This window comes from Aliivibrio friggae, assembly GCF_057368515.1.
In genome coordinates this window covers 1,664,854-1,688,336 of the sequence record NZ_CM170648.1, presented here as the reverse complement: position 1 = coordinate 1,688,336, position 23,483 = coordinate 1,664,854, and the positions used below count along the sequence as shown (strand labels likewise).

The window sequence follows — 23,483 nt, the reverse complement described above, 5'->3', positions numbered from 1 at the left end:
AATACAGTGGTATAAATAAGCCGAAAAATTTATGATATCTCCGATTATTTTTCTAAGTACTATTTATGATGGGGTGCCTTTTGCACAATCACTCAATAAAGAAACAAGAAATTCAAAGTTTTCTAGACAAAGAAAGCTCTACATTGAATACCTTTCGAACCCTTACTCTTTTTGGGAAAAATGCAGCAACATATAAGTTTGCATTGTGTCATGCCCTTATGAAGCAAACAGGAAAGACGAGTGAAGTTCGTTATGAAGATTTACAAGAAGACTTCTTACTAGAATTAGTATTTCATTATGAAAATAATCCCCATCAGTTTGCACGAACCAAAAATGCGCTTACTGGTAAAATTGATGAATACTTAGGGTCAGACCGTAGTGCTTCTGATTGGAACTTATTAAATAAAGCAGCGAGTAAGAATATTTTTAATGATGTATTCAGAGCTTATCAAAATGTTGGTTCTGGTACGTTAGCTAGTACACACATGTTATTTGAAGATCAGCGAACTAATAAAAAAATTACAATGACAGACAGGCTAGTTAGCATTCTAGAAGATGATAAAGCTAAACTCATTATTAATACTGAAAACCAAGCAAGGTGGAGTATCGTAGAAGAGGCTTGGAGAGCAGGGGTAACTCCTAATATGCTTTCATTTAATCAAGATGATGGACTTTTCTATTCTGAATTTGATAACAAACGTATTGGCTTGCGTTCTGCTGTAGATACATTACTTCCTTATCAAAATGGTTGTTGCTTTTACTGTAATAGAAAAGTTAGCCAGTTTGTAATGAGTCAAGATGATGATTTTGCAGACGTAGACCACTTTTTCCCTTTTTCAATTCTATCAAGATTGGGAGATAAGACCCCGAATGCAAATGGCATTTGGAATCTTGTTATTGCTTGCAAAAAATGTAACAGAGGTGAGGGTGGTAAGTTTGATCTCCCTGCTGCGAATCAGTTTTATCAGAGCCTTTTAACTCGTAATATACTGTTTTTTGAAGAACATAAACACTCTTTAAAAAATGCAATAAGCTTAAGCCTTAATGCTAAAAATAAGGTGGAGATTACCTCACGTATGCATAGTATATATCATATGTTTGAACCTCTCTCTGACTGGAGTCCAAGCTATATTTTCCATATTGAAGATAGCCAATGAGTTATTATGATAAGCATGCAGATATATTTATCGCAGATACTCTTCACGTTGATATGACTCCTGTTTATAAGCCATTTCTTAAGGTTTTTTCTGGAAAATCTATTTTAGATATTGGTTGTGGTCCAGGTAGAGATTTAAAATATTTTGGGTCTTTAGGCTATGACATAACAGGGTTAGAACCATCACCTGTTCTTGCTAAGTTTGCGAAGAATTATTCTAGTGCTGAGGTTATTGAAAGTTCGATCCAAAATCTCATTATAGATAGACAGTTTGATGCTGTTTGGGCTTGTGCATCCTTGCTTCATGTTCCATCTAATGAGTTAGAACAAGCATTTAATAAAATTGCTCAAGTTACTAAGTGTGGTGGGTTTATTTATTGTAGTTTTAAGCATGGGGATTTTGAAGGGGAACGTAATGGACGATTCTTTAATTTTCGTACGCTTGATAGTTTAAAGAAAGTACTTCCTAGCACTTTGAGCATTATGGATCATTGGATTACGGGTGATCAACGAGTGGAACGTAATGATGAATGGTTAAACGTTCTTATAAGTAGAATATAGTTCTAAATTAATTGAAGTTCTAAATCGTAAAAGGACAAAAAGCCAATGCTTCTTGTCCTTTTTAGTATCAGCCTTCCTACTAACTCCCAATCTTCAATTTCCACTCTTCAACAGCAGAGCGTAACCATCTAAGTGGCATTCTTGTCACTGGCGCTGGAAAGCCTCGGTTCTTGCGCCACATATACACAGTTGCTTTACTGGTAAGGCAAAACATATCTAAAACCTCATCATGGCAAATTAACTGCTTTGATGATTTTGGGTAATCAGCACCAAGTTCTTCTTCAATCTCTTTGCTTGGAGCTGCCGAAGGTAAAGGCTTTACTGAATACGAAAAAGCCATACTTGTAGGATAGTTATTTTCCATAATTAACCCTTATTCTTTGTTGAGAATGAATAACACACATAAAAAATTAAACAGCCAATACCATAAATCGCTAAGCTCATTGTGAAGCCTCCTTGCTTGGTTCAAATATTCGTACACGATTAATTGTATGGAAACAGTTGCTATCACCTTTAAAAAGGCCGCCTTCTTTCAGCTTGGCGCAACCTTGCGGCAATGGCTCACCACACATTTCACACGTACCAAGATCATCTTCAATCTTTGGTATCTCGGAATAAACCCGATGAATTAACGATTGGAGAGCTTCTTCACTGCTATACGCTTTATCAGGAAAGGCGAAGAACTCACAAATTTTGCTTAACTTGTTTTGCTCAACAGAGTGCAAAGGAACGCGAAGATCAATCACACCGTGTTTCTTTTTGTTATTACGTAACTTTTGAGCGCGTTTACGGTTTTGTTCTTTGATTTTGTCTATTGAAGGCATAGTCTTTCACCTTCTGAACCATGTATTGGCGTGTTTACGCGAACGTTCTTACCATCATGAGAACCAGTAAGGTAATCAGTGATAGAACCGCCTTTACGCTGTCTTGATTTAGCCTTTTTCTCTGTGTATGAACCAATGTGTTTACGATAGTTGGTTATGCGTTCTTTCTCTTCTGGTGGTAACTCTTCAACATCTAAATTACTTACAACAGAATTTACCCAGCCGTCACAATAACAATCTGCTCGCTTTGTTTTATTCTGCTTAGAGGTGCGAGGGTGGATAGTAGCCAAGAACGCCTTACGAGCCAGTTTCAATTGACGAAAAAGCACATCAAACGCATAAGCAGACATCATGGCCGTGTCTTTTCTACCTATGAATTTAAAATTATTTCCATGATACGAATACTGAAGAAGTACCTCACACTTAAACGAGCTGGCGATACTTGTCCCAAGATTTACAGCGTAAGCAACTGGCTTTTTCTGGATCTTAGAAGCAGTGGTGGTTGCTCCCATTTCAATAAAGTTAATATCATCTTCAGAAAGACCATATTTACGCATTAATTTATGAGCCATTGCCAAAGCGGTTGCAGCTTCGTTTGGGTTACCTGATTTACCAAGCTCAAAACACTTTTTGATTTTTTCTAAATGACGCGGATTCATGCTGCTTTACCTTTCTTTGTTGGCTTCTTAATTGGTTTAAGAAGATTGCGAGCTTTTGCTAAGCATGAATCAAACACTCGGCCTTTGGTGAAAGTACAAGTGGTGCGATAGAAACGAAGAGCTTCTTGAATGCCTCGGTTAATATCAGAGGTTTCATAGCCGTCAGTTTGTAAAGCTGCATGTATATGCTTGCCAATAAACGCTTCTTGGCTGTTTTGATAAGTTAATAGACTCATTACACATTTCCTTTTGGGTGAAACCCAGCAATCAGCATAAGTACTTGTAATTGGTGGTCAGCCAGTTATATACTGATTGCGAGTTGAAAGACTCATTGCACAAAGTTAGCCCTTATTGGTTTGGTCACTAATAGGGGTTTTCTTCTATCTGGTACTTAGTAAACCCCACATCAATAACTCAATCTGCTATTAATATTCTCAGCGGTGATTTGTAGTTTCTCAATTTTCGAGATTAGCTCATCGCTTACTTCTGCTGTGAATGTCTCCAACAGCGATTTTGCCTCAACTTCAAAAGACTTAAACTCATCGCGGATAGGGTGGTTTTGTGCTGTTTGGCTTACAGCGATATTGCCTAAAGTAATACTCTGGCGAACTTGCTCAGCCGTAGAGGCAAGTTTTGATAAATGGATTAACGAAAGTGTTTTCATATTTAGTCCCGTGTTTGAAGTTGAATTAATAATACACATAACGTGTATTTAATGTCAAACACGAAATGTGTATTTATTTTCAGTTGCAGGAATGAACAGGAAATTTAGACATAAAAAAACCGCCATGAGGGCGGTTTGATAAAGAAACAGAGTTTTTATTATTTAAAATAATTTAAGTTTAGCATCTACTACAACACCAACTATTTTACAGTTCCCATTAACAGGAAGAATAGGGAAGTCATTATTTAATGGTTTTAGAAAGCGTCGGCCACTGTCGATAACTAACTTTTTAAATGTAGCCTCGTTAACATCATCTAACTTAGCAACTACAAGCTTTCCGTTCTCAGCTTCTACACTAGGATCAATTAGAATCATTGTATCTGGTGGAAAGCTCACACCATTAGCTGACATCATTGATTCACCTTCAACTTTTAGCCAGAAACTACAATCACTTACACGCTCAGTCGTCTCAATAAAAGTATCTATTTCATCAATGGTATAAGGCTCGCACGCTTCTTTCCACATACCAGCCTGAACAGAACTAATTACAGGATAGCTTGCTTTTGAAGATGGTGGGGTCACTTTAATTGCAGATGTATTTGCTAATTCAGCTGAATCAAACAGTATTTGATAAGGAGCAATCCCTAAATGTTCTGCTAAAGCTTCAGCGTCATCTAAGTTTATGCTTCTTACTCCTGCCTCATAGTTACCCACACGCGAAGCTCCCCAACCGCATAACTCGGCTAAGGTTTTTTGGCTAATGCCTTTAATTTCACGGAAATGCTTTAAGCGTTTTCCGACTTCTTGTTTTTTATTCATATTATTAAATTAACACGTTCCGTGTAGAGAGTAAGCACACTTTTTGTGTTTACGGTTAGACACAAATTGTGTATATTGCTTTCAGGAGGTATACATGAACAAAATTTCTGAACATAGGAATAAGGCCAATTATAGCCAAGCTGCTTTCTCAAGGTTGATCGGTGTAACCACATCAACCATCGGAAATTACGAACAAGAAATTCGTACGCCGCCATTAGTTACGTGCTGGAAAATTATCAACGCATTTAGATGTATCGGTGTTGAATGTTCTTTTGAAGATATTTTTCCAAATTCATCAACTGATGAACTTAAAGAATAGCAGTGAATTTGAATATTTGGTGAGTAAGAACACTCTGGATAAATAACCAGTACTAAGGACAAACCATGATAACCAGTTTAAAAGGCGTTATGCGTAACGCTATAGAAGGGTGGCGATGCGAAGTAAGCAAAGAGTTTATTGCTCAGAAAGTCGCAAGCGCATATTTCAAAATGGGCTTACCGCAAGAAGTTGATGCACAACGTAAAGAGCTGCTGAAAGTTCCTGGTGCGGATGATAAGAACAACACTCAAAACTTCTTTCGCTACAACGAACGAAGCAGTGTTGAAGCCAAAGCAACCATTATGGATTTATTGCCAGCCATTATCAGCGTCATGCCAGTGGATAGGGCGTGTACTGCATTAAACCAATTTTTAAATCCACTTGGGTTCTCTGTTGCCGTTATTGGAGCAAATCAAACTCAAGTCAGCCGAGATCAACTCTTGGCGCAATTTAGTAAAGAATCGGGTGAGGCACTTCGTTCTGTACTTCTGTTAAGTGAAAACGCAAGCATTGACCAGCTACGCGCCGCTTTCAAAGAAGTTCAAGAAAGCGAGGGCGCTCACGAGCCAATTTTAAATTATCTAGAAACTTTAATTTCTAATAAGAAATAAGGACTTTGTGCAATGAGTCTTTCATATCAAAACATCCACGGCCAAATGCAGTGGGTAGCAAGTAACCGTTTCATGCGCTGCATTGTTACAAGACAAGTGTCGCAAGGCATTTTTAATCAAATGAAGCAAAGGGCTAATCAATGAGTATGATCTTAATGGCAAAGGCCATGAGCATAAAAGTGGGTAATCCTACTCGTAAGCTTGTTTTACTTAAATTGGCCGATAACGCGAACGATAACGGTAAGTGCTGGCCATCGTATGATCACATTGCTGAAATGTGTGAAATATCACGTCGTTCAGCCATGCGTCACATCAAAGCATTAACTGAATCTGGATTGCTTACTTTTACTTATCGTAAGGGTGAAAAGGGTAATTCTAGCAACATGTATTACCTTCATTTAGATGGTGACAAATTGTCACTACCTAGTGACACACGATCACCAGGGGTGGTGACACAGAGTCACCCCCCTAGTGACACTGTGTCACCCAGAACCAGTCATAGAACCAGTCAATTAGAACCTATAAAAAATAAACAAAAAAAATTGGTTCAAAAAAATGAAAACATTGAGCTTCCTGAAGAACTAAATCTGGTTGCTTGGCAGCAATGGCTTGAGTATCGAGCAACCATCAAGAAAAAATACAAAACTCAACGTGGTGAGTTAACTTGCATCACCAAGCTGCTTGAATTATCTCGCAACGATAAAAAATTACAGCAACGAATTATCGATCAATCCATCGACAACGAATGGCAAGGGTTGTTTGAACTCAAAGGCGGAGTCCGTAACTCAAACCGCATCAACGATATCGTGGAATACTCTGAAGGGCTAGACAGCTCACAATTTGAAGCGCCAAAAGGATTTTAATCATGAATTTACTAAATCGATTGCAAAGTAAAATACCATCGCATATTATTCCTCACACACCAGAGCGTATGGCACAAATTGCGAAGGAGTGCGAGCAAGCTGCATCAAACAGAGCTCGTGATAATCATCAAGCAAGCCAATTGCAATCAGTCCTTGGTCGCAGTGGTATCAAGAAACGTCATTTGAAGTGTAGTTTTGAAAATTACATTACTGAGAATCAAGGCCAACGCCAAGCGTACAACCAAGCCAAAAACTGGCTAGTGAATTACCGCAAGGGCGCAACAGGTAGTTTTGTTTTCTCTGGCACGCCAGGCACAGGTAAAAACCATTTGGCATGCGCCATTGCAAACCGTTTGATGGCACGCAAAACTTCAGTACTGGTGATTACTATCGCCGACCTCATGCTCAATATCCGTGATAAATACAATTCAAACTCACGAACTACTGAAGAACAATTCATAAAATACCTCAGCAATTTAGATGTGCTAATTCTCGATGAAGTTGGGATTCAGCGCATGAGTGATCATGAAACTCTTATGATTAATATGATCATAAACTCTCGATACACCAATGAAAAACCTACCGGAATTTTAACCAATCTTACCACTGAGAACTTAACTCAAGTTCTTGGGCCGCGAGTAATTGAACGTTTGCTAGAAAATAACGGCGAGTGGGTAACGTTCTCATGGCCGAGCTTCAGAAAGAACAAGAAATTACAGGCGGTGTCATGAAAGGGATTTTTTACGACGCAGGTGGTCAAGCTGTCAACATGGAACCATTAGCATTAAGCGCTGATTGGGACCAAGCGATTGCAGAAGCCGCTAAACATATCAAAGGTGAGGTGATCACCATCGCAAACCGTTTTGCTCTTGTTGGTACTGGTAAAACAAGAGTGCTTATTGTGGATGAGAGTAACAAATGAATATTGAACGTGTAATCGCAAAGTTTGATTTAAAAGGGATTAACTACGAGCTATCAAAAGGTGGCAAAGCGTTAATGACATTAGAAGAGTATCTCGGCACAGTAGGGATAGCATGGAAGCAATCACCAGTAGGGTTCTTGGTGTTGTTTGTAGAATGTTTGAATGATGCCCAATCAGCAAAGCAGCTATTCAAAGCCACGATGATTGAAGCCAATGAGATCATGAAAACATGGCGTGGAACCTATCCAGACAAAGCACTCAATGCAATGTGCATAACAGCGATTGCAGAGGCAACACAACCATTAGGCCAAATCTGCCCTGAGTGTAATGGTTCAGGAAAGGTGAGAAGTAAGTGTAATCATTCAGTGAAATGCCCATGCTGTGATGATGGGCGTATTCAATGGACTCAAGAAACCCGTTTTGCATATTTTTGTTTAACGTTGAGGATCACGTATTCACGCTTTCGCCGCTACATGCCAGTTATCAAAGCCTTGGTTGACTGGCTTTCAGATAAGAGGAATGCGGCGGCGTTGTCGGTGCAAGGAGAATTAACTTAAAATCAGATAAATTACTATGTATCTAAGTAGTTATCTATATACAATAGCTTATAAATTAATTACTTTTTGGTTAAAATGGCTAGGTTAAAACAAAAAAAACAGTCAACACATAAATTGATAACTAAGATATTGAATCCAAAGGATTTAAGTGCTGGAAGTATAAAATCTGCAAAAATAGAGGAATTTTATAGATTTGTAGTTGGTTATAATGAAGATAACTTTCAAGATGTAATTAAAGTTGTTTTAAAAGATGACGATATTAAAACGCAATTGAATGCTTTTAATACAGATCCTGAAAACATGATGACAAAACCGTCTTTTGATAATGATAAGGTATCTTTTGATAAATTAATTATTATTTTTAAATGGATTTTGATTCACAATAAAGAACAATTAAATTATTTTGAGTTAGCTAAAAGTAAAATTGAACATTGGATCATTATTTCTGATATTAGTTCGATTGAAAACGAAATAAAGGATATTGATGAAAAGTATGGTGATTCATTATGGCTGATGGATCTAAAACTTGCTCTTTCATATCTGAAAAATGATAGAGATGGTTTAGAATTAATTCCTAATTTATATAAAAATAATGAATCATTTTATTTAAAAGATATTGTGGAAAGAAAGTCTTGGCTTTACCAACTTCACGATACTACTACATATGTAGAAAATATAACGACAAGAACAATCAAAGAACTTATTGATGGAAAAGCTAGTAATTATGCAGCAATGTATGCCTTATCCTTAACTAAGTTCCCTTTATATGATGGGGTTGGGTTTTATTATGGTCTGTATGAGTTTCAAACATTACCACTTGTAGATTTATATTTTCATATATGTAACCTATTGATTCAAATGGTAAAGCTTGATTGTGTAAGTTGCGATAATGAATATTCAGAAATACTTCAGTCATTTTCTCCATTATTAATCGATGTTCCAAAAGAAACTAATTTAAAAAAGATATCGAAAGTTAAATTATTATCTTCGAACGGTATTAATGAATCTTCCTTTGGTATTATTGATGTTGATAATGATGAAGAAATGAAGTCTTATGCCTGTGGTGACTATAATAAAGTAATTGATAGTTTGGAAAATAATCTATCAAATATTAAAAACCCTATTAGTAAACTTAATATTTTTGCAAAGTCATATTTGAAATCGAACAAAATTCCTAGTAATGAAATCCCGACATTACTAGGTGGGATTATTGATGATCTAATTAGAATTTATCAGTTAAAAAATAGTAGTGAATCAATTTCAAATATTATATCAATTGCATCTAAGTTTAACTGTTTAGAAATATCAGATCATTTATTAGTCAGTATTATAAAATCAGCACCATACTATTTTGATAATAAAAAAGTTTCTTTGATAGAGCTTGGAACTTGTGCTTTGACTAGTGAAGTAACACCATTAGCAAGAAAAATTACATTATCTCCTCTTAAGAAAGGGTTTGTAAATCTGTTGGGAGTAAAACCTCATAAAGAGCAAGAGTTAAAGAATAAACTTATAGATTTTTATGATTCAGGTAGTGAAGATATACTAACAGCAAAAAAAATTCTTGATGAATTAAAACAAGAAATAGTAATAGAAAAAGATTATTTAGAAATAGAGTTTGATTTTTATTTAAAGAAATCTATGGATTCTGAACTTATTTCCTTAGCATCGAAAAGCCTTATAAATAATCATCAAAGTATTATTTGCATTCCACTTGAGCATGTATCTAAAATAATTGAAGGTGGAAAGTGCAATTTAATAGATAGCGTAATTGTTGCTTACTTTTATAATCATAATACAAAAAAACAGAATGAGACATTATTAAACGAGATTTTTGAAGAGTATATAATAAATGAAGGTGATTTACGTCCGAGTGAAATACTAAGTAATAAGCTTGAATTAAGTGAGGAAGAGAAGTTCTTTTTTGTAAATATATGTCAACCTCAGCTAATGGCCTATATTGGCTGCTATTCTGATTCTTATGACTTATATATGGAGAGAGTCAAAGTAATTACGATATTAAAATCAAGATTTAATGTCAGCGATCCTAATTTAGAAAGTGAAGTTAAAAATATAATTGATGATATTATTGTAGAGAGCGGGGCAACTCAACTATCTAATGCTAAGATTAATGTAGATATTAAATATTTAATTAATAAAAAAAGAAATGATATTATTTCGTTAACGAAGATGTACCATGAAGAAGGTAGCACCATTGATGAATATTCATTTTCAGGTGGGTTACCTATGGCAAATAAAGATAAAGTTATTCATAAGTTAATAAATGATCTTTTAATAGAATTTCTAGCAAATAATGATGTCGGTTTGGATAAAAACTTAAGCTCAGAAATTAAGCATGGTTTCTTTAGTGATCTGATAACATCAAAATTTCAAGATAATAATCTTATAACAGAACTAAATGTTGAAGGAGAATATAAAACTAATGATTATTGGTTTGAATATTATCCTTTTGTATCTAAAAAAGTAATGCAAGGAATTGATAAATCGTTAAATAATTTCACAAAAGAATTACATATATTAATTAAAGAAGCAGAATCATGGATGAAAGTCTCTTGGGACTCATCACATCCTGAGAGAGTTTTTAGTATAGTTAGTGTTTCTTATGAGAAGTTTGTTGAAGTTAAAGAGTTAGTTGATGCTAATCATCAACCAGAAGTTATCGGTGAAAGTATATATGAAGAAGCTTTATTTTTATTAGAAGAAAAACTTGAAATAATGAAAGAAAAATTAAATGGTGATTTTTCTTCAAAATTAGATAAATTATTTTTTGATTTGATTGAAAATATTAATAGAAATAAGGGGGATGCTGCTTTATCAGACCTTGTATCAATTATTAATAATGTCCAAAATAATGTAAAAGAAGATATAAATGTTGCAAGTGAATGGTTTAGCTTGAGTAATGACAAAGATCTTCCTTCATTACCCTTATCTAAAGTTATTAGAATTGCAGAGCGCTGCTTTAATAAATTTACAAGTCAGAATAAGGAAATTATTATTTCCGATGAGCTTCAAATTGAAGTGGATGGAAAACATATATCATCCATTGTTTTAACATTGATTAATGTACTTAGTAATTCATGTAAATACGGAATTGGGCTGAATATATATATTAATACTGTTTTACTTAATGATTTTGGATATAAAATAATAGTAAAAAATGAGATTCCGGTATATATAGAAAAAGTGCTCGATGCTGGACGTTTAGATGAGATAAAAATTAGATTAGAAGAATTAAAAAGTAGTGAATTATTGACTACAACAGGAGGTACAGGGTTATATCGTTCATTACACGAATTAAAAATATCATCTCCTAATTTCACCCTGACTCCTTATGTTTATAACCGTAACTTCCATATAGAGATTTGTTATGATAAATAAAATATTAATTGTTGAAGATAATAGTTTTAAAAAACAAAAAATCATAGACCATATAAAAGAGGTTTGTCAGGATGTTATTATAAATGAAACATATTCATTTACAGCTGCATGGCAAATGATATTAAATGAAAAGTATGATCTAATTATATTAGATATGAGTTTGCCGACTTTTGATGTTCAGGGCTCTGATAATGGTGGTGATTTTAGAGCTCTTGGTGGAAAAGAAATTGCGAACAAAATGAAACGTAGAAAAATATATACGCCGTTTGTTTTTATTACTCATTATAGTAATTTTAGTGATGATATTAATACATATTCATTTTCTAGTTTAAGAGATGAGTTATTATCTGATTATCCAGAGCAATGCTTAGATTTTATTTTCTTCAGTAGTGGTGGAAGTGAATGGAGAGACCAACTTGAAAAGGTATTTGAAATTTGAAATTTATTGTAGTTGATGATAACCATACAAGGGCTCGTCAAATAAAAGAACTTATTGAGAATGAGTTCAATGTATTATGCTGTGAAGTTTATGATAATACATCATCAGCACGTGCAGCGATGAGGCGTTCTGATTATGATTTTTTAATATTGGATGTAGTTTTACCAAAATTGGATGAAATACCAAACTCTAAGAATGGTTTGGAACTATTAGAAACTGTTACTACAAGTAATAAAATATCAAAGCCTAGGAAGATAATAGGAATTACTGCTCATATTGAAGATATTTCAGGATTTAGAGATAAATTCCAGAGATGTTGTTTTTCCATAATTGAAGCATCTAATGCTAATTTACTATGGAAGAAAAATATAACTGATGCAATAAAGTATGATATTGATTCTTCTATTTCAAAAGAAAAATATAATAAGGATATTATCTGTGTTAGTGTTCATGGTATTAGAACTAATGGAGATTGGCAGCAACGATTAGATCAATTGTTGGATAATAAGATTGGAAGTATTAAATCTGAAATATTTAAGTATGGATATTTTAATGCGATCTTATTTTTTATTCCATTATTTAGGTGGCTTGTTGTAGATAAATTTAGTAAAGATATGGAAAAGTTCTTGTCTATTAACCCGGATAAAGAAATTTATTTATTTAGTCATAGTTTTGGTACATATATAGCAGTGAAAGGCATTGAAAAATTAATATCAAAAGGAATAGTTGTCAATATTAATAAGTTAATATTATCTGGCAGTGTTTTAAAATCAAATCATGATTTTAATTTAATTCTTAATAATACTAAAACTCAGATAATTAATGATTGTGGAGATACTGATTCTATATTGTTATTAAGTGAAATGTTAGTGCCATTAACAGGAATGGCTGGTAGGGTAGGGTTTTATGGTTTAAATAATAGCAGATTTATTAATAGGTATTTTACTGGTGGTCATAGTCATTACTTTGAGAATGAAGAGTTCATGAATAAGTTTTGGTTGCCATTATTTACAAATATTGGTGAGATCAAAATTGTAGATGAAAGAGATAAGAATAGTAAATCTTTCGTGATTAACTCATTAATCGGAAATGTTGCATCTTTTATTGGAAAATTCAAAGAAATTGGATATATATTATTTGCTATATATTTAATATATAGCTTAACTTAATTTTGACAAACATCTTAAAACTCCGTAGAATTACCACATTGAAAAACCTCGCCCATCCGGCGGGGTTTTTTTATACCTGCAATTTATGACGTTTACTGGCACCTTTCGGGGTGCTTTTTTTATGGGTGAAATATGCAAGAAAAGATAAGTTCTTTATCCGCGTATGTCTCTGGTTGGGCTTTTGCTTTGTTTGGTGCGTTCTCATTACAAGATTGGATGAGCATCGTTGGTGGGGTGTGCGTGGTGTCTACCGTGTTCATTAACCGCCATTACAAAAAGAAAACGCTCGAAGAAATTCGCAAACGTCCCATCAGCGAGAAACTATATGAAAAGATTAGCGACTAAAGCCATTTGTTCAGTGGGAGTCATACTGGGCGTTGTCTTTGGCATTGATTCAAATTTGACTACCAGCGAACAAGGTTTATCGCATATCGCAAATTTGGAGGGGTGCCGAACACAGGCCTACCAATGCAGTGCCAATGTATGGACTGTCGGGGTAGGCCACACCAAATCAGTCAAACCCAATACTGAACTTTCAAACCAAGATATTGCGACCCATTTTGTAAACGACATTTCCTCTGCAGAAACCATTGTAAACAACGCCCTTAAAACCGAAGTTACCCAAGCTCAATACGATGTGATGGTGAGCTTTGTGTTTAACCTTGGCGCTGGCAACTTCCAACGCTCAACACTGCTGAAAAAATTCAACCAAAACGACATCACCGGCGCGTGCAATGAGTTGCTTCGTTGGGTGTATGTCGATGGCAAAGATTGTCGAGTAAAAGAAAGCAATTGCGCTGGCATCGTCAAGCGTCGTCACATTGAACAACAAGCGTGTTTAAACGGGTGGTGAGATGGCATTTTCAATCAAGAACGTGGCGTTGTATTTGTCTCTTGGATTATTACTCGCTTGTGGGCTTTCTATTGCTTACCTGTTTGATGTCGTCGAGAGCCAAGCGATTCAAAACGGCAAACTTGAAACCAAGTTACTAGATACGGCTACCAAGAACCTGTCTTTGGCCTTAACCATTAGCAACCTAAACCAAGAAATCAAACAAGCTCAAGCGGCAGCTGATACGTTGGCGCTTGAGCAATCCAAACAGAAACAACAAACCATTCAAACCGTAACCGTGATTAAAGAGGTGATTAAGCATGAAACTTGTCGTGATGTGCCTATCCCTAACGCTGATAAGTGGCTGTACTACCAAACAGGTAGTGACTGAGTATCAAGATCGTTTGATTGTTCCGCCATCCGCTTATCTTGTTCAATGCCAAATTCCATTTACCTCACCACCAAAAACTTACGGTGAAGCGGTATTACGTGATCCTGTCTGGTTAGAAGCGTGGCGCTTGTGTGCGAATCAAATTCAGCATTTACGCACCTTCTATGGATACGGTGAGGATTCGACTCAGTGAGGCTTTATGAATAATGAAAAACGTCTGTGGAATCTCTCTGAGCTTGAAGGGTTTAATTATCACCGTTCAACCATTCGCAAGAAACTAAAACAAGCCGGTATTGAGCCCATCGCCAACAAAGGCAATACGCCACTGTATGACATCATTCAAGTGGCTCCGTATTTATGCAAAGCCCCAATGAAAGAAACTGATGCACCAGATCTAATGGGGTTTAAAACCGCCGCTGAGCTTCGTGCGTTTGTTCAAGCGGAGCGTGAAAAGTTAGGCTTACAACAAGACGCTTCGTTATTAGTGGCAACCCCTGAAATGGAAAGTCAGTTGGGATTGGTGATTGCTTCGATGAAAACCTTCGCGGTTAATGCCATTACACGGATTGAAACCGCCATCCCATCAGTAGAGCCCGAAGAGTTAGAGCTGTTGGAAGATTTGTTTAATAAAGACTTAAAGCAGGTGTGTGATGAAGTTTCCTCCGTTCCATCCTAAATTGGGTGTCGTGTTCGCAGATGCCGAAGAAATAAGAAAGTCCCTTGCGTATCTTTGTTTACCAGCAGATAAAACACCCGTTGAAGCGGCGGACGATGGCTTGTGGATCTCCGATGGGACGGACGTAACCAAGTTCATGTCTTCTCAAACTCCTTACATGCGCGAGCCGATGAATTGTTTATCTCGTCGTATTTATGAAGCGGTGATTGTGGTTGGTCCGGCGCGTTCTGGCAAAACCAAAGCCATGATTGAAGGGTGGATAAATTACGCCGTAACTCAAGCCCCTGGTGACATGCTGCTTATCTACAGTACAAAAACCAAAGCCAATGACATGAGTAAGATTGATTTGGCGCGTTGCTTTGCGGCGACTCAAGAGATTGCTAAGTTACGAACAGGGCGAAAGGCCGACGATAACATTACCAATAAACGCTTTAAAAATGGCATGAACTTGAAGTTGGATTCCGCAACTGAAACCAGTTTATCGGCTTCAACTTATCGTTATGCCGGTTGTACCGATTATGATCGTGCGGATGATTCTGTTGGTGAAGAGGGCTCGAAGTTTCAGCTCATGCTAATGCGTGTTCAAAATGCCAAAAGCTCAGGTATGGCGATGGCGGAAAGCTCCCCAGGTCGTGTGGTTCGTATGCCAAAACGTGTAGAGGATTTACTCCCTCATGAAGCGCAACCTTGTGGCGGCATTGCTGAGTTATATAACCAAGGGGACAGACGCCGCTTTTATTGGGAATGTCCTGATTGTAATGCATTTTTTCAACCAAACTTTGAAACGCTTCGATGGGAAGATAAAGACTCGATTTTAGAAACATCAGAAACCGCTTATGTTGAGTGTCCTCGCTGTTGTTCTCATATCACGGAAAGACAGAAAAAGTCGTTAAATGCATCAGGTCGTTGGTTTCGTGAAGGCGGAATGGATGAGTTTGGTTATCCGATTGAAGATGAAAATCAGATACGAAAATCAAAATGGGCAACGTTTTGGTTTGAAGGGGTGATTGCAGCCTACGCGAGCTGGAATAAGTTGGTGTATCGTTTTTTGAATGCCGAGCAATTATATGACAACGCCGGTGATGAAGAATCACTGAAAAGTTTCATGAACGTCAATATTGGCCGACCTTACATCATGCAAGGTCGTGGCTCTGAGATTGGCGCTCATGAGTTGATGGAACGTGCCAGCAGTTATCCAAGAGGGGTTATTCCTCATGGTGGGCGCTTCTTAATAATGTCTATCGATGTTCAAGGCGGTAAATCAAACCCTCGTTTCATTGTTCAGGCGCAAGTGTTTGGCGAAGGGTTGCAACGTTGGATCATTGATCGCTTTGAAATAGTGATGAACCCACACCGAAATGATGATCGCATTAACCCCGCTATCTATGCTGAAGATTGGGATTTATTGATTGACCAAGTCATTGCAAAAACCTATCCCTTGGCGGATGAGTCAGGGCGCAGCATGAAGCCTGTTTTAACCTTGTGTGATTCTGGCGGCTCTGGTGCTGAGAAAGATGGTAAAGCCACCAGTGTGACGGAATTGTCTTATCAGTTCTTTAAGCGTTTAAAACACAAACGTCTTGAGCACTTATTTCGATTAGTTAAAGGCTCAAGCCACAACCAGAAAGACTTGGTCAAAGAAAGTTTCCCTGATGAGCGCAGTCAACACGCTCACGGTGAAATTCCGTTATTGCTGCTCAATACCAACCGATTAAAAAACCGTGTCTCGTCTAGCTATGAGCGTGAAGAGTTCGGTGCGCGTTTCTTTCATCTTCCTGCCTGGGCTGAGCGCTCATGGTTTGATGAGTTAACCGCCGAATTTATTAATGAAAAAGGGCTGTGGGAGTGTCCACCAAAAGTTAGAAACGAGTCCTTTGATTTATGTAACTACGCCGAAGCCGGTATGCATTACAAAGGCGGAGACAGTATCAATTGGGATAATCCACCGGCGTGGGCAGCCGAATGGCAATTTAACAGCAATGTGTGTGATTCAATCGAACAGCATGAGTTTGTTCGTAAACCTAAACGTCGTTACAAACACTCAAAAGGAATTTACGGATGATAACAGCACCAACAACCCAGGAGCGTTTGTCGTGGTATTACGAGGCTGAGCGCAAGATATTAAAAGGCCAAGCGGTTGAAACGGCGGATGGGGAGAAGTTAACCCGAGCCAATTTAGCCCACGTTCGTGCTGAAATCTTACGTCTTGAAGGGCAATTGAATCGTTCTCGGCAAGGTGGTCGTCGTTCCATGATACGGAGAAATTATCTTGAGTAATTTTATCGATAAAATGGTGGGGTATTTTCACCCCAAATCAGGACTTCAACGGCAATACGACAGAAAGCTTCTCAATAAATACAACGCCTCACTCCCAAGTAATCCTCATACCAAACGACCTAATAAGAAATCATCCGGCTCTGCTAATAGCGTTAATCGTGGCGCTAAAGCGGTGCGTGAGCGTGTTCGCCACATGGATGAAAACAATCCGTTAGTTACGGGTATTTTGGATGAGCTCTGTTCAAACGTGATTGGTCCCAATGGGATCATGATTGAACCACAACCACTCGATATGAAAGGAGAAGTACACACCGAGTTTGCTCAAGCCATCAGTAAATGGTTAGAGCTGTTTTCTCTTAATCAAAACATCGATGCTGATCATTCTCGAAGTGAAACCGAGTGGTTAGCGTGTCGAACTTGGCTGCGTGATGGTGAAGTGTTTGGTCGCTTATACATGGGCAAGCATGAAGATCTGTTATATCCAACCAATACGCCTTTTGCTATTCAGCCGTTTGAGCCTGATTTTATTCCTCATCGAATTAATGAGCCTGAAAATGGTGTGTTAGAGGGGATTAAGCGCAACAAGTTAGGCCAAGCCATCAGCTATCTCATTCAACAAGACGCGCATGGGTTTGAGTTTGTCGAAATTGATGCGTTCTTTATGGTGCATTTGAAGTTCTCACGGCGGTTTCATCAAAACCGTGGTATTTCATTGCTTCATTCAATTGTGGATCTGATTGATGACATTGACGATTACGACCAATCCGAACGAGTCAGCGCACAAATTGCCAGCCGCTTTACCTACTTCATTAAACGTGAGGTGGGCAGTGAAGAATCACTAGAGCGTGATGGCGATATGTTCCTTGGTATGGGTAACAGCTTTGAGCTTTCTCCGGGTGAAGACGCCGGCATGGTGGAGAGTAACCGCAAAGAAGCGATGAGCTCGCCATTTCGTGATGCTCAACTTCGCTTGGCAAGCTCTGGTGCCGGAGTGAATAACTCAAGCGTAACCCGAGATTACAGCAACGGCAGTTACGCATCACAACGACAAGAGCTGGTCGATAGCTATTCACGTTATCGAGTGCTTCAGCGCAAGTTCATTCTTAATTGGACCCGTCCTCAATACCGTCATGCGCTCAATATGGCAATCCTTTCAGGTGAAGTAAAAGTGCCAAAAGGCGTGGATAAGGATTCGATTTTTAATGCGATTTATCAAGCACCAGTGATGCCGTGGATTGATCCAGCAAGGGAGATGACAGGAGTTGAAAAAGGCACTCGTTTATCGCTGTTCTCATTAAGTCAGGCACAACGTGAGCGAAACATCAGCCCACTGGCAACGCGCCTTGAAGTGCAATCGGAGCGTAAGCAGCTCAATGATATGAACATCGTCAGCACATCCGATCCTGCTCATAGCTTGGTTTCATTTAACTCAAACAAAGAGGTTAACAATGCCAAAAGCAAGCAAAGCTAAATCGTGGTTTACGTTAAAGAACCAAGATGACGCAGAGCCAGTGAAAGTCTGGATACACGGCGACATTGGGAGCTATGACATTGAGGCGATTGATTTAATTCGAGCGCTTCAATCGGTTGGCACTCAAGACGCCGTTTTTCATGTGAAAAGCTTTGGGGGCTCAGTATATGAAGGCTTAGCCATGTTTAACGCCATTAAGGCACACAAAGGAAAAACCACAGGGGTTGTGGATGGACTCGCGGCGTCCATTGCGACGTATTTCTTGATGGCGTGTGATCATATTCAGATGCCAGAGAACGCGAGCTTTATGATCCACGACCCATCGATTGGGGCATGGGGAGGAGAGAAAGAACTTGAAAGCGCACTCACTCAAATTAAGAACGCCAAACAAACCATTGCGGATGCGTATGTTGAAAAGACAGGCCAATCAAATGAAGACGTATTGGCGGCAATGGCAAAAGAAACGTGGTTTACCGCAGACGAAGCGCTCGCGTTTGGCTTGGTGGACGAAGTCATTGACCCCGTTAATTTAACCAACTGCTTTGATGGCATTAAAAAAGAGGCATTAAGCGCGTTTAAACATACGCCTGATGCACTGTTAAACGCCATTTCAGTGGAGCCAAAACCAAAAGCTGAGCCGTTATCCAATTCAATTCCACCCTCTACCCAAGAGCCAAAACAGGTAATTACTATGCCAAAACCAAATGAAGAGCTGCAAAACGCAGTAAAAAAAGAAAACCAACGCCAAGCGACCATTCGTGGACTGTGCGCTCAACATAAAGTGAAAGACGAATTACTCAATTCAATGCTTGATGATATGGATTGTAATGAAGCCAATGCTGCGGCTCAAATCCTTGCTGCAATTGGTGTTCAAAGTGCGACCGGCAAAGAAACCCCAACGCCTTCAAACCTAACACCAACCCACATTCATGCTGGTAATGGCAATCACATCAAAGCGGAATTACAAAACGCGTTAAATGCTCGTTTAGGTACTGAAACGGTTGAGAAGGACAACTCATTCTCAAGTGATTCACTGCTTAACATGGCCAAAGCGTCATTAGGTAATGAAGGTAAAGGGCTAAGTAAGCAAGACTTGGTGGCACGAGCGTTTAATACCAGTGATTTCTCTGAGATTTTAACCGAAGGGGTAAGAACGGTTATTCGTGATGAAGTGAAGGTAAAAGCGCCGTTGTGGCGTCAGTTTGCAAGCACTGAGCGTTTACCGAACTTTAAAGAAACCGAACTTATCACTATCAATGATGCACCAGATTTAATGGGTATTCAGGAAGATGGCGAATACAAACAAGCCCTAATCAAAGGAACCGGCGAAAAAATTCAACTGGCTACCTTTGGTCGTGAGTTCCGTATTACTCGCCAAGCCATCATCAATGATGAAATTGCCTTACTGAGTAAAATTCCACGTAAGTTCTTTCAATCAGGCCGTCGTTTATCCGACAAGTTGATCTTCAATGCCATTCTTGCAGGAAAGATGAGTGATGGTAAGTCGGTTTTCTCTGGTGCTAATAATCAAACGGGAATTACAGCAGGGGATTATCAAGCGCTTATTCTTGCGATGCATAAAGCCCTGGCAACAGCAGAAACAAGCGAAGGTGATGTTTTAGATTTAGAAAGCCAATTCATTCTGGCAAGTCATGATCATGCGCCAATGATTGAAGCGGTATTGGCAACGGCCAGCAAGCCGGATGCGTTTAATCCTGCATTTAATAAGTTCAAAGAAGTGATCAGCACCGGTCGCATGAAAGATGTGAATGGCGCGATTGGCTTAACCACCAAAGATTTTGAAGCGGTGGTAATGGGCTTCTTGGATGGCCAGGAAGAACCATGGTTAGAAACGGGTGATGGCTTTACCTCTGATGGTGCCAAGATGCGTATCACTTATGACATTGTGGCGAAAGTGACTGATCGCCGTGGTTTATGTAAAGGCACATTTGCAGCAGCTAAGTAAGGTTGCTGTGTTCATTTATAGGAGCTTTCGGGCTCCTTTTTTTATAGGTAATGATTATGCATTTATGTGATGGAAACAAACTCAGTATTGCGGCACCTGCAGGTGGTTTTGTAAAAGATGAACCGTGTTTAGTGGGCGCTTTGCTTGTTGTTCCAAGTTTTAGCGCTGAAGAAGGTGTCGTGGTGAGCTGCGTAACGCGCGGTTTATTCGATGGCCCGATTAAAGCCGGTGATAACCCGATGTTTGATTGCTCTCCTGCGTATTTTGATGGTGTTGAGTTTACAAAAACGCTGCCAACGGAAGTGGACGCAGTCATTCAGCCAATTGGTGTGTTCGTCGATGGCGGCGTGCTGTTAACAGGTGGCTTAATCACTGAGATTAAAACGGCGTAATAAGGGACGGTAATGTCTGATTTTGATGAAAACAGAGCGGATGCTTATGAAGCCATTTTAGATGTGATGGGTGATGAGAAAACGGTGATCTCTCCGAGTGAAGAAAGCTCAGTCATTACCGCTTATGTTAAGGCTCGCCAAAAGGATGGATTGCAGCGTTTAGCGATGATCACTGATAGCAAAATAGCGGAGCAATCCACTGTAGAGCATAAAGGCAAAACCTATCGAGTGAGTTTTCAAAGTGGCTGTAATGGGATGTTTGAATACGCGTTGATGATGGAAAGTGCATCAAAACGCCGAGATTGGGCGGAATAATATGCTGAGTGTTGATACGGCTTGGCTCAAGGAGTTGGCCTATCTTCCTGAGCATATAGAGCAAGCGGCCATGAAGGCAGCACGACGAACCAACCAATGGCTAAAGGTGAAAAGCAAAGCGGAGATGAAAACGGAATTAAAACTGAAAACGTTTAATGATCGTTTAAAACCGTTTAATCGGGTGAAGAACCGAAATTACACCGGCAAGCTTTGGATTGGTACCAATGATTTGGCGGCTCATCGTTTTGGTGAGCCTATCCAATTAGGTGGTTCAGTGGTTCGTGTTGGGAATAAAGAATATGACAATGCCTTTGTTCGTTACATTGGTAATGGTCGAACGCCTGTGGTTTTCGAGCGGTACGCGCCTCATTCTGGCAGTGCGAAAGCAAGACGCCAAATACGCGCTGTTACCGAACCCATCGACAAAGAAACAGCAGACATCATTGCCACATTAACGCCTCAAGTGGATGCCCAATTTAGGAAGTTCTTTGATGAAGAGATCATATCAATTACTGCGAAATCCGTCTGATTATGTCAAGGCGGTGATTGAGCATTTAGAAACGACGTTAGCTCTTGAAATTTCGAGTTCATACAAACGAATAGCAAGCAGTCCTGAAACGGTTGAGATCACCTATCGATGTGGTCAATCCAAAATAATGAAAGAAGACACCAACGATGGGAGAGAAAAGCACAGTATTGAGCTGATTTTTTCCATTACGGTGAATACGTCCAATGAGGGTTTTGATTTAGAAGCCTTGGATGCCTCATCACGTATCGAGCGTGAATTTCAGAACAGTTATTTTGGATTGGGTGACTCGGTTGAATTACCAGACTACATCGTTAATGAGCCTCAAATTATTGATGATGAGCATGGGTATCTTATTCGAGCGGTCACGGTGAGACAGTCAGTGTCGATTGGTGAAGTGGATGGATCTTGGTTGGAGTAAAAAACTATGTTTATTCAAATCATGCAAAGGATCATTTCACTAGAAAACAAAGTGCTTGAGCAAGGGGAGGAACTTGAAGAGCTGCGAGGGAATGTGGCTAATCTCATTCGTCTTGCTGTGGTTGAAAAGGCCAGTAAAACCACCGTTGATATAAAAACGGGTGACAACGAAGTAAAAGGTGTTCCGTTCTTTGTCTTTTGTAGCGGTAAGGTGAGCCATTATCGCCGACCTTCAGTCGGTGAGTTGTGTTTATTGGCCAATCTAGGCTCTGGTACCAATTTGAATAATGCAGTGGCTTTAATGGGATTACCTTCTAGCAAATATCCAGCGCCAACCACCAAGGAAAATGAAGTAATGGTGGATTATGGCAACGGCATGACTGAGCTTTATGACATCGAGAGCGGAAAGCTTGTGGCCAAGTACCCTGGTGGTTATGAAATTCATGCGGATAGTAAACAGATTGGTAAAAATGAGCTTGAAGGTGATTCGATTCAAAAAGGCAATCAACAAATCGAAGGCGACACCAAACAAAAAGGCAATATTGAAGCGACTAAAGAGATCTCTGATGGCGTTCGCAGTATGTCCGAAGATAGAAACCTCTTTAATGCACATGATCATATCTGTTCTAAACCCGGTGACCCATCCATGCCTCCAGGAGTAAATCAATAATGGCGCTTAATCTTAATATCTATCAGCACATCATGAACAATGGATTAACTATTTCAAATCCAGCGGTTGATGCAGGGCGTGAAACCAGTAGTCAATTAATGGCATTAGAAACCGCATTAAATAACCCAGCATTAGATTTACTCGGCATTGATTTGGCGGTGCTAACCTCAGCCAGAGACAGCATTGCCAGTACCAATACTAATATTACAGGCAGCGTGAATGCCATGGCGACCACGGCGGATAGTGCTATTCAAATGAGTTCGATGGCACAGCAAGTCAACCGATTGGATGCGATGAGTGATGCTGTTCCTAGTAGTTGTTCAAATACCACAGAATTGTTTAGATCAATCCAAGGTGAAAATGATGCGGCCTTTGCGGTTGTCGATGAGTCAGCCAGTGCTTTATTTCAAGCCATTACTGATTTTATGAGTGGGGTTATTGAACTCGATGAGTTTGAAACCTTATTAACAACGCTGAGTGATTATATGTCGGCGGCTGATGGTGAGATCTCGTCCTTGCTCAGTAAGGAAACGACGAAAGCCTCAGAGATAAAGAACAAAATCACTTCGTCGGCCATTGCTTAAA

At 38.9% G+C, this 23,483-nt stretch carries 32 protein-coding genes; 26 read left to right on the top strand and 6 right to left on the bottom strand.

Annotation, left to right across the window (positions count from 1 at the left end; all coding sequences use genetic code 11):
- Nucleotides 1-65: 65 nt before the first annotated feature.
- The gene (locus tag AC2INI_RS07960; protein WP_486304561.1) at nt 66-1,157 is read left to right on the top strand and encodes an HNH endonuclease family protein; all 1,092 of its coding nucleotides are present in this window, start codon (nt 66-68) and stop codon (nt 1,155-1,157) included.
- The gene (locus tag AC2INI_RS07955; RefSeq protein WP_486304560.1) at nt 1,154-1,717 is read left to right on the top strand and encodes a class I SAM-dependent methyltransferase; all 564 of its coding nucleotides are present in this window, start codon (nt 1,154-1,156) and stop codon (nt 1,715-1,717) included. The genes AC2INI_RS07960 and AC2INI_RS07955 overlap by 4 nt, the downstream gene beginning before the upstream one ends.
- Nucleotides 1,718-1,796: 79 nt before the next feature.
- Here AC2INI_RS07955 and AC2INI_RS07950 read toward each other — a convergent pair whose 3' ends face one another.
- The 6 genes from AC2INI_RS07950 to AC2INI_RS07925 form a co-directional block, all read right to left on the bottom strand.
- Nucleotides 1,797-2,081 carry a helix-turn-helix transcriptional regulator gene (locus tag AC2INI_RS07950; protein WP_486304559.1) on the bottom strand — a complete coding sequence of 95 codons (285 nt, stop codon included), beginning with the start codon at nt 2,079-2,081 and terminating at the stop codon, nt 1,797-1,799.
- Between the two features lie 76 nt (nt 2,082-2,157).
- On the bottom strand, nt 2,158-2,541 hold the full coding sequence (locus tag AC2INI_RS07945; protein WP_486304558.1) for a hypothetical protein: 384 nt from the start codon (nt 2,539-2,541) through the stop codon (nt 2,158-2,160).
- Nucleotides 2,529-3,200: a DUF2786 domain-containing protein gene (locus AC2INI_RS07940; protein ID WP_023603435.1), complete on the bottom strand. Its 672-nt coding sequence runs from the start codon at nt 3,198-3,200 to the stop codon at nt 2,529-2,531. The genes AC2INI_RS07945 and AC2INI_RS07940 overlap by 13 nt, the downstream gene beginning before the upstream one ends.
- Entirely contained in the window at nt 3,197-3,436 is a 240-nt protein-coding gene (locus tag AC2INI_RS07935) for a hypothetical protein (protein WP_023603434.1), read from the bottom strand. Before AC2INI_RS07935 ends, AC2INI_RS07940 begins: the two co-directional genes overlap by 4 nt.
- 170 nt (nt 3,437-3,606) lie before the next feature.
- Entirely contained in the window at nt 3,607-3,864 is a 258-nt protein-coding gene (locus AC2INI_RS07930; protein WP_486304557.1) for a hypothetical protein, read from the bottom strand.
- A 162-nt stretch (nt 3,865-4,026) separates the two neighbouring features.
- On the bottom strand, nt 4,027-4,683 hold the full coding sequence (locus AC2INI_RS07925; protein ID WP_060990847.1) for a S24 family peptidase: 657 nt from the start codon (nt 4,681-4,683) through the stop codon (nt 4,027-4,029).
- 94 nt (nt 4,684-4,777) lie between these two features.
- Here AC2INI_RS07925 and AC2INI_RS07920 point away from each other — a divergent pair, with 94 nt between their 5' ends.
- The 24 genes from AC2INI_RS07920 to AC2INI_RS07805 all read left to right on the top strand — a co-directional run bounded on the left by AC2INI_RS07920 (nt 4,778) and on the right by AC2INI_RS07805 (nt 23,482).
- A complete protein-coding gene (locus AC2INI_RS07920) occupies nt 4,778-5,002 on the top strand; it encodes a helix-turn-helix transcriptional regulator (protein WP_060990848.1) in 225 nt (74 codons plus the stop codon).
- Between the two features lie 65 nt (nt 5,003-5,067).
- Nucleotides 5,068-5,613 (top strand): toxin YdaT family protein, encoded by a 546-nt coding sequence (locus AC2INI_RS07915; RefSeq protein ID WP_486304556.1) that lies wholly within the window; start codon nt 5,068-5,070, stop codon nt 5,611-5,613.
- Nucleotides 5,614-5,753: 140 nt separating this feature from the next.
- On the top strand, nt 5,754-6,476 hold the full coding sequence (locus AC2INI_RS07910; protein WP_486304555.1) for a helix-turn-helix domain-containing protein: 723 nt from the start codon (nt 5,754-5,756) through the stop codon (nt 6,474-6,476).
- 2 nt (nt 6,477-6,478) lie between these two features.
- The gene (locus tag AC2INI_RS07905; RefSeq protein WP_045102188.1) at nt 6,479-7,207 is read left to right on the top strand and encodes an ATP-binding protein; all 729 of its coding nucleotides are present in this window, start codon (nt 6,479-6,481) and stop codon (nt 7,205-7,207) included.
- Complete coding sequence (locus AC2INI_RS07900; RefSeq protein ID WP_045102187.1) at nt 7,204-7,398, top strand: hypothetical protein; 195 nt, start codon at nt 7,204-7,206, stop codon at nt 7,396-7,398. The genes AC2INI_RS07905 and AC2INI_RS07900 overlap by 4 nt, the downstream gene beginning before the upstream one ends.
- Nucleotides 7,395-7,955: a hypothetical protein gene (locus tag AC2INI_RS07895; RefSeq protein ID WP_486304554.1), complete on the top strand. Its 561-nt coding sequence runs from the start codon at nt 7,395-7,397 to the stop codon at nt 7,953-7,955. The genes AC2INI_RS07900 and AC2INI_RS07895 overlap by 4 nt, the downstream gene beginning before the upstream one ends.
- Nucleotides 7,956-8,030: 75 nt before the next feature.
- Entirely contained in the window at nt 8,031-11,354 is a 3,324-nt protein-coding gene (locus tag AC2INI_RS07890) for a hypothetical protein (protein ID WP_486304553.1), read from the top strand.
- Complete coding sequence (locus AC2INI_RS07885) at nt 11,344-11,793, top strand: response regulator transcription factor (protein WP_486304552.1); 450 nt, start codon at nt 11,344-11,346, stop codon at nt 11,791-11,793. Before AC2INI_RS07890 ends, AC2INI_RS07885 begins: the two co-directional genes overlap by 11 nt.
- Nucleotides 11,790-12,962 (top strand): response regulator, encoded by a 1,173-nt coding sequence (locus AC2INI_RS07880; protein WP_486304551.1) that lies wholly within the window; start codon nt 11,790-11,792, stop codon nt 12,960-12,962. Before AC2INI_RS07885 ends, AC2INI_RS07880 begins: the two co-directional genes overlap by 4 nt.
- 132 nt (nt 12,963-13,094) lie before the next feature.
- Nucleotides 13,095-13,307, top strand: a complete 213-nt coding sequence (locus AC2INI_RS07875) for an HP1 family phage holin (RefSeq protein ID WP_486304550.1) — start codon at nt 13,095-13,097, stop codon at nt 13,305-13,307.
- Nucleotides 13,288-13,815: a lysozyme gene (locus AC2INI_RS07870; RefSeq protein ID WP_486304549.1), complete on the top strand. Its 528-nt coding sequence runs from the start codon at nt 13,288-13,290 to the stop codon at nt 13,813-13,815. Before AC2INI_RS07875 ends, AC2INI_RS07870 begins: the two co-directional genes overlap by 20 nt.
- Before the next feature lies 1 nt (nt 13,816).
- Complete coding sequence (locus AC2INI_RS07865) at nt 13,817-14,185, top strand: hypothetical protein (RefSeq protein ID WP_486304548.1); 369 nt, start codon at nt 13,817-13,819, stop codon at nt 14,183-14,185.
- A complete protein-coding gene (lysC, locus tag AC2INI_RS07860) occupies nt 14,178-14,378 on the top strand; it encodes an Rz1-like lysis system protein LysC (protein WP_486304547.1) in 201 nt (66 codons plus the stop codon). The genes AC2INI_RS07865 and lysC overlap by 8 nt, the downstream gene beginning before the upstream one ends.
- 6 nt (nt 14,379-14,384) lie before the next feature.
- Nucleotides 14,385-14,861: a hypothetical protein gene (locus tag AC2INI_RS07855; RefSeq protein WP_486304546.1), complete on the top strand. Its 477-nt coding sequence runs from the start codon at nt 14,385-14,387 to the stop codon at nt 14,859-14,861.
- Nucleotides 14,836-16,923 carry a terminase gpA endonuclease subunit gene (locus AC2INI_RS07850; RefSeq protein WP_486304545.1) on the top strand — a complete coding sequence of 696 codons (2,088 nt, stop codon included), beginning with the start codon at nt 14,836-14,838 and terminating at the stop codon, nt 16,921-16,923. Before AC2INI_RS07855 ends, AC2INI_RS07850 begins: the two co-directional genes overlap by 26 nt.
- A gap of 26 nt (nt 16,924-16,949) precedes the next feature.
- A complete protein-coding gene (locus AC2INI_RS07845) occupies nt 16,950-17,138 on the top strand; it encodes a hypothetical protein (RefSeq protein WP_486304544.1) in 189 nt (62 codons plus the stop codon).
- Nucleotides 17,131-18,609 (top strand): phage portal protein, encoded by a 1,479-nt coding sequence (locus AC2INI_RS07840; protein WP_486304543.1) that lies wholly within the window; start codon nt 17,131-17,133, stop codon nt 18,607-18,609. The genes AC2INI_RS07845 and AC2INI_RS07840 overlap by 8 nt, the downstream gene beginning before the upstream one ends.
- Complete coding sequence (locus AC2INI_RS07835; RefSeq protein ID WP_486304542.1) at nt 18,587-20,575, top strand: ClpP-like prohead protease/major capsid protein fusion protein; 1,989 nt, start codon at nt 18,587-18,589, stop codon at nt 20,573-20,575. The genes AC2INI_RS07840 and AC2INI_RS07835 overlap by 23 nt, the downstream gene beginning before the upstream one ends.
- Before the next feature lie 56 nt (nt 20,576-20,631).
- On the top strand, nt 20,632-20,967 hold the full coding sequence (locus tag AC2INI_RS07830) for a hypothetical protein (RefSeq protein ID WP_122033635.1): 336 nt from the start codon (nt 20,632-20,634) through the stop codon (nt 20,965-20,967).
- Nucleotides 20,968-20,979: 12 nt separating this feature from the next.
- Nucleotides 20,980-21,282: a hypothetical protein gene (locus tag AC2INI_RS07825; protein ID WP_486304541.1), complete on the top strand. Its 303-nt coding sequence runs from the start codon at nt 20,980-20,982 to the stop codon at nt 21,280-21,282.
- Between the two features lies 1 nt (nt 21,283).
- Nucleotides 21,284-21,811, top strand: a complete 528-nt coding sequence (locus tag AC2INI_RS07820) for a hypothetical protein (RefSeq protein ID WP_060990862.1) — start codon at nt 21,284-21,286, stop codon at nt 21,809-21,811.
- Nucleotides 21,774-22,229 carry a hypothetical protein gene (locus AC2INI_RS07815; RefSeq protein WP_486304540.1) on the top strand — a complete coding sequence of 152 codons (456 nt, stop codon included), beginning with the start codon at nt 21,774-21,776 and terminating at the stop codon, nt 22,227-22,229. The genes AC2INI_RS07820 and AC2INI_RS07815 overlap by 38 nt, the downstream gene beginning before the upstream one ends.
- A 6-nt stretch (nt 22,230-22,235) precedes the next feature.
- Complete coding sequence (locus tag AC2INI_RS07810; RefSeq protein WP_486304539.1) at nt 22,236-22,898, top strand: phage baseplate assembly protein V; 663 nt, start codon at nt 22,236-22,238, stop codon at nt 22,896-22,898.
- Nucleotides 22,898-23,482 (top strand): hypothetical protein, encoded by a 585-nt coding sequence (locus AC2INI_RS07805; protein ID WP_486304538.1) that lies wholly within the window; start codon nt 22,898-22,900, stop codon nt 23,480-23,482. The genes AC2INI_RS07810 and AC2INI_RS07805 overlap by 1 nt, the downstream gene beginning before the upstream one ends.
- The last annotated feature ends 1 nt before the right edge of the window (nt 23,483 follow it).

Bases quoted from the DNA above. Each gene is read 5' to 3' on its own strand.
- AC2INI_RS07915 (WP_486304556.1), top strand. From the start codon at position 5,068: ATGATAACCAGTTTAAAAGGCGTTATGCGTAACGCTATAGAAGGGTGG.
- AC2INI_RS07930 (WP_486304557.1), bottom strand. From the start codon at position 3,864: ATGAAAACACTTTCGTTAATCCATTTATCAAAACTTGCCTCTACGGCT.
- AC2INI_RS07950 (WP_486304559.1), bottom strand. From the start codon at position 2,081: ATGGAAAATAACTATCCTACAAGTATGGCTTTTTCGTATTCAGTAAAG.
- AC2INI_RS07920 (WP_060990848.1), top strand. From the start codon at position 4,778: ATGAACAAAATTTCTGAACATAGGAATAAGGCCAATTATAGCCAAGCT.
- AC2INI_RS07955 (WP_486304560.1), top strand. From the start codon at position 1,154: ATGAGTTATTATGATAAGCATGCAGATATATTTATCGCAGATACTCTT.
- AC2INI_RS07830 (WP_122033635.1), top strand. From the start codon at position 20,632: ATGCATTTATGTGATGGAAACAAACTCAGTATTGCGGCACCTGCAGGT.
- AC2INI_RS07865 (WP_486304548.1), top strand. From the start codon at position 13,817: ATGGCATTTTCAATCAAGAACGTGGCGTTGTATTTGTCTCTTGGATTA.
- AC2INI_RS07850 (WP_486304545.1), top strand. From the start codon at position 14,836: ATGAAGTTTCCTCCGTTCCATCCTAAATTGGGTGTCGTGTTCGCAGAT.
- AC2INI_RS07855 (WP_486304546.1), top strand. From the start codon at position 14,385: ATGAATAATGAAAAACGTCTGTGGAATCTCTCTGAGCTTGAAGGGTTT.
- AC2INI_RS07820 (WP_060990862.1), top strand. From the start codon at position 21,284: ATGCTGAGTGTTGATACGGCTTGGCTCAAGGAGTTGGCCTATCTTCCT.
- AC2INI_RS07815 (WP_486304540.1), top strand. From the start codon at position 21,774: ATGAAGAGATCATATCAATTACTGCGAAATCCGTCTGATTATGTCAAG.
- AC2INI_RS07870 (WP_486304549.1), top strand. From the start codon at position 13,288: ATGAAAAGATTAGCGACTAAAGCCATTTGTTCAGTGGGAGTCATACTG.
- AC2INI_RS07890 (WP_486304553.1), top strand. From the start codon at position 8,031: ATGGCTAGGTTAAAACAAAAAAAACAGTCAACACATAAATTGATAACT.
- AC2INI_RS07835 (WP_486304542.1), top strand. From the start codon at position 18,587: ATGCCAAAAGCAAGCAAAGCTAAATCGTGGTTTACGTTAAAGAACCAA.
- AC2INI_RS07875 (WP_486304550.1), top strand. From the start codon at position 13,095: ATGCAAGAAAAGATAAGTTCTTTATCCGCGTATGTCTCTGGTTGGGCT.
- AC2INI_RS07885 (WP_486304552.1), top strand. From the start codon at position 11,344: ATGATAAATAAAATATTAATTGTTGAAGATAATAGTTTTAAAAAACAA.
- AC2INI_RS07895 (WP_486304554.1), top strand. From the start codon at position 7,395: ATGAATATTGAACGTGTAATCGCAAAGTTTGATTTAAAAGGGATTAAC.
- AC2INI_RS07940 (WP_023603435.1), bottom strand. From the start codon at position 3,200: ATGAATCCGCGTCATTTAGAAAAAATCAAAAAGTGTTTTGAGCTTGGT.
- AC2INI_RS07805 (WP_486304538.1), top strand. From the start codon at position 22,898: ATGGCGCTTAATCTTAATATCTATCAGCACATCATGAACAATGGATTA.
- AC2INI_RS07925 (WP_060990847.1), bottom strand. From the start codon at position 4,683: ATGAATAAAAAACAAGAAGTCGGAAAACGCTTAAAGCATTTCCGTGAA.
- AC2INI_RS07910 (WP_486304555.1), top strand. From the start codon at position 5,754: ATGAGTATGATCTTAATGGCAAAGGCCATGAGCATAAAAGTGGGTAAT.
- AC2INI_RS07960 (WP_486304561.1), top strand. From the start codon at position 66: ATGATGGGGTGCCTTTTGCACAATCACTCAATAAAGAAACAAGAAATT.
- AC2INI_RS07825 (WP_486304541.1), top strand. From the start codon at position 20,980: ATGTCTGATTTTGATGAAAACAGAGCGGATGCTTATGAAGCCATTTTA.
- AC2INI_RS07935 (WP_023603434.1), bottom strand. From the start codon at position 3,436: ATGAGTCTATTAACTTATCAAAACAGCCAAGAAGCGTTTATTGGCAAG.
- AC2INI_RS07900 (WP_045102187.1), top strand. From the start codon at position 7,204: ATGAAAGGGATTTTTTACGACGCAGGTGGTCAAGCTGTCAACATGGAA.
- AC2INI_RS07810 (WP_486304539.1), top strand. From the start codon at position 22,236: ATGTTTATTCAAATCATGCAAAGGATCATTTCACTAGAAAACAAAGTG.
- AC2INI_RS07945 (WP_486304558.1), bottom strand. From the start codon at position 2,541: ATGCCTTCAATAGACAAAATCAAAGAACAAAACCGTAAACGCGCTCAA.
- AC2INI_RS07905 (WP_045102188.1), top strand. From the start codon at position 6,479: ATGAATTTACTAAATCGATTGCAAAGTAAAATACCATCGCATATTATT.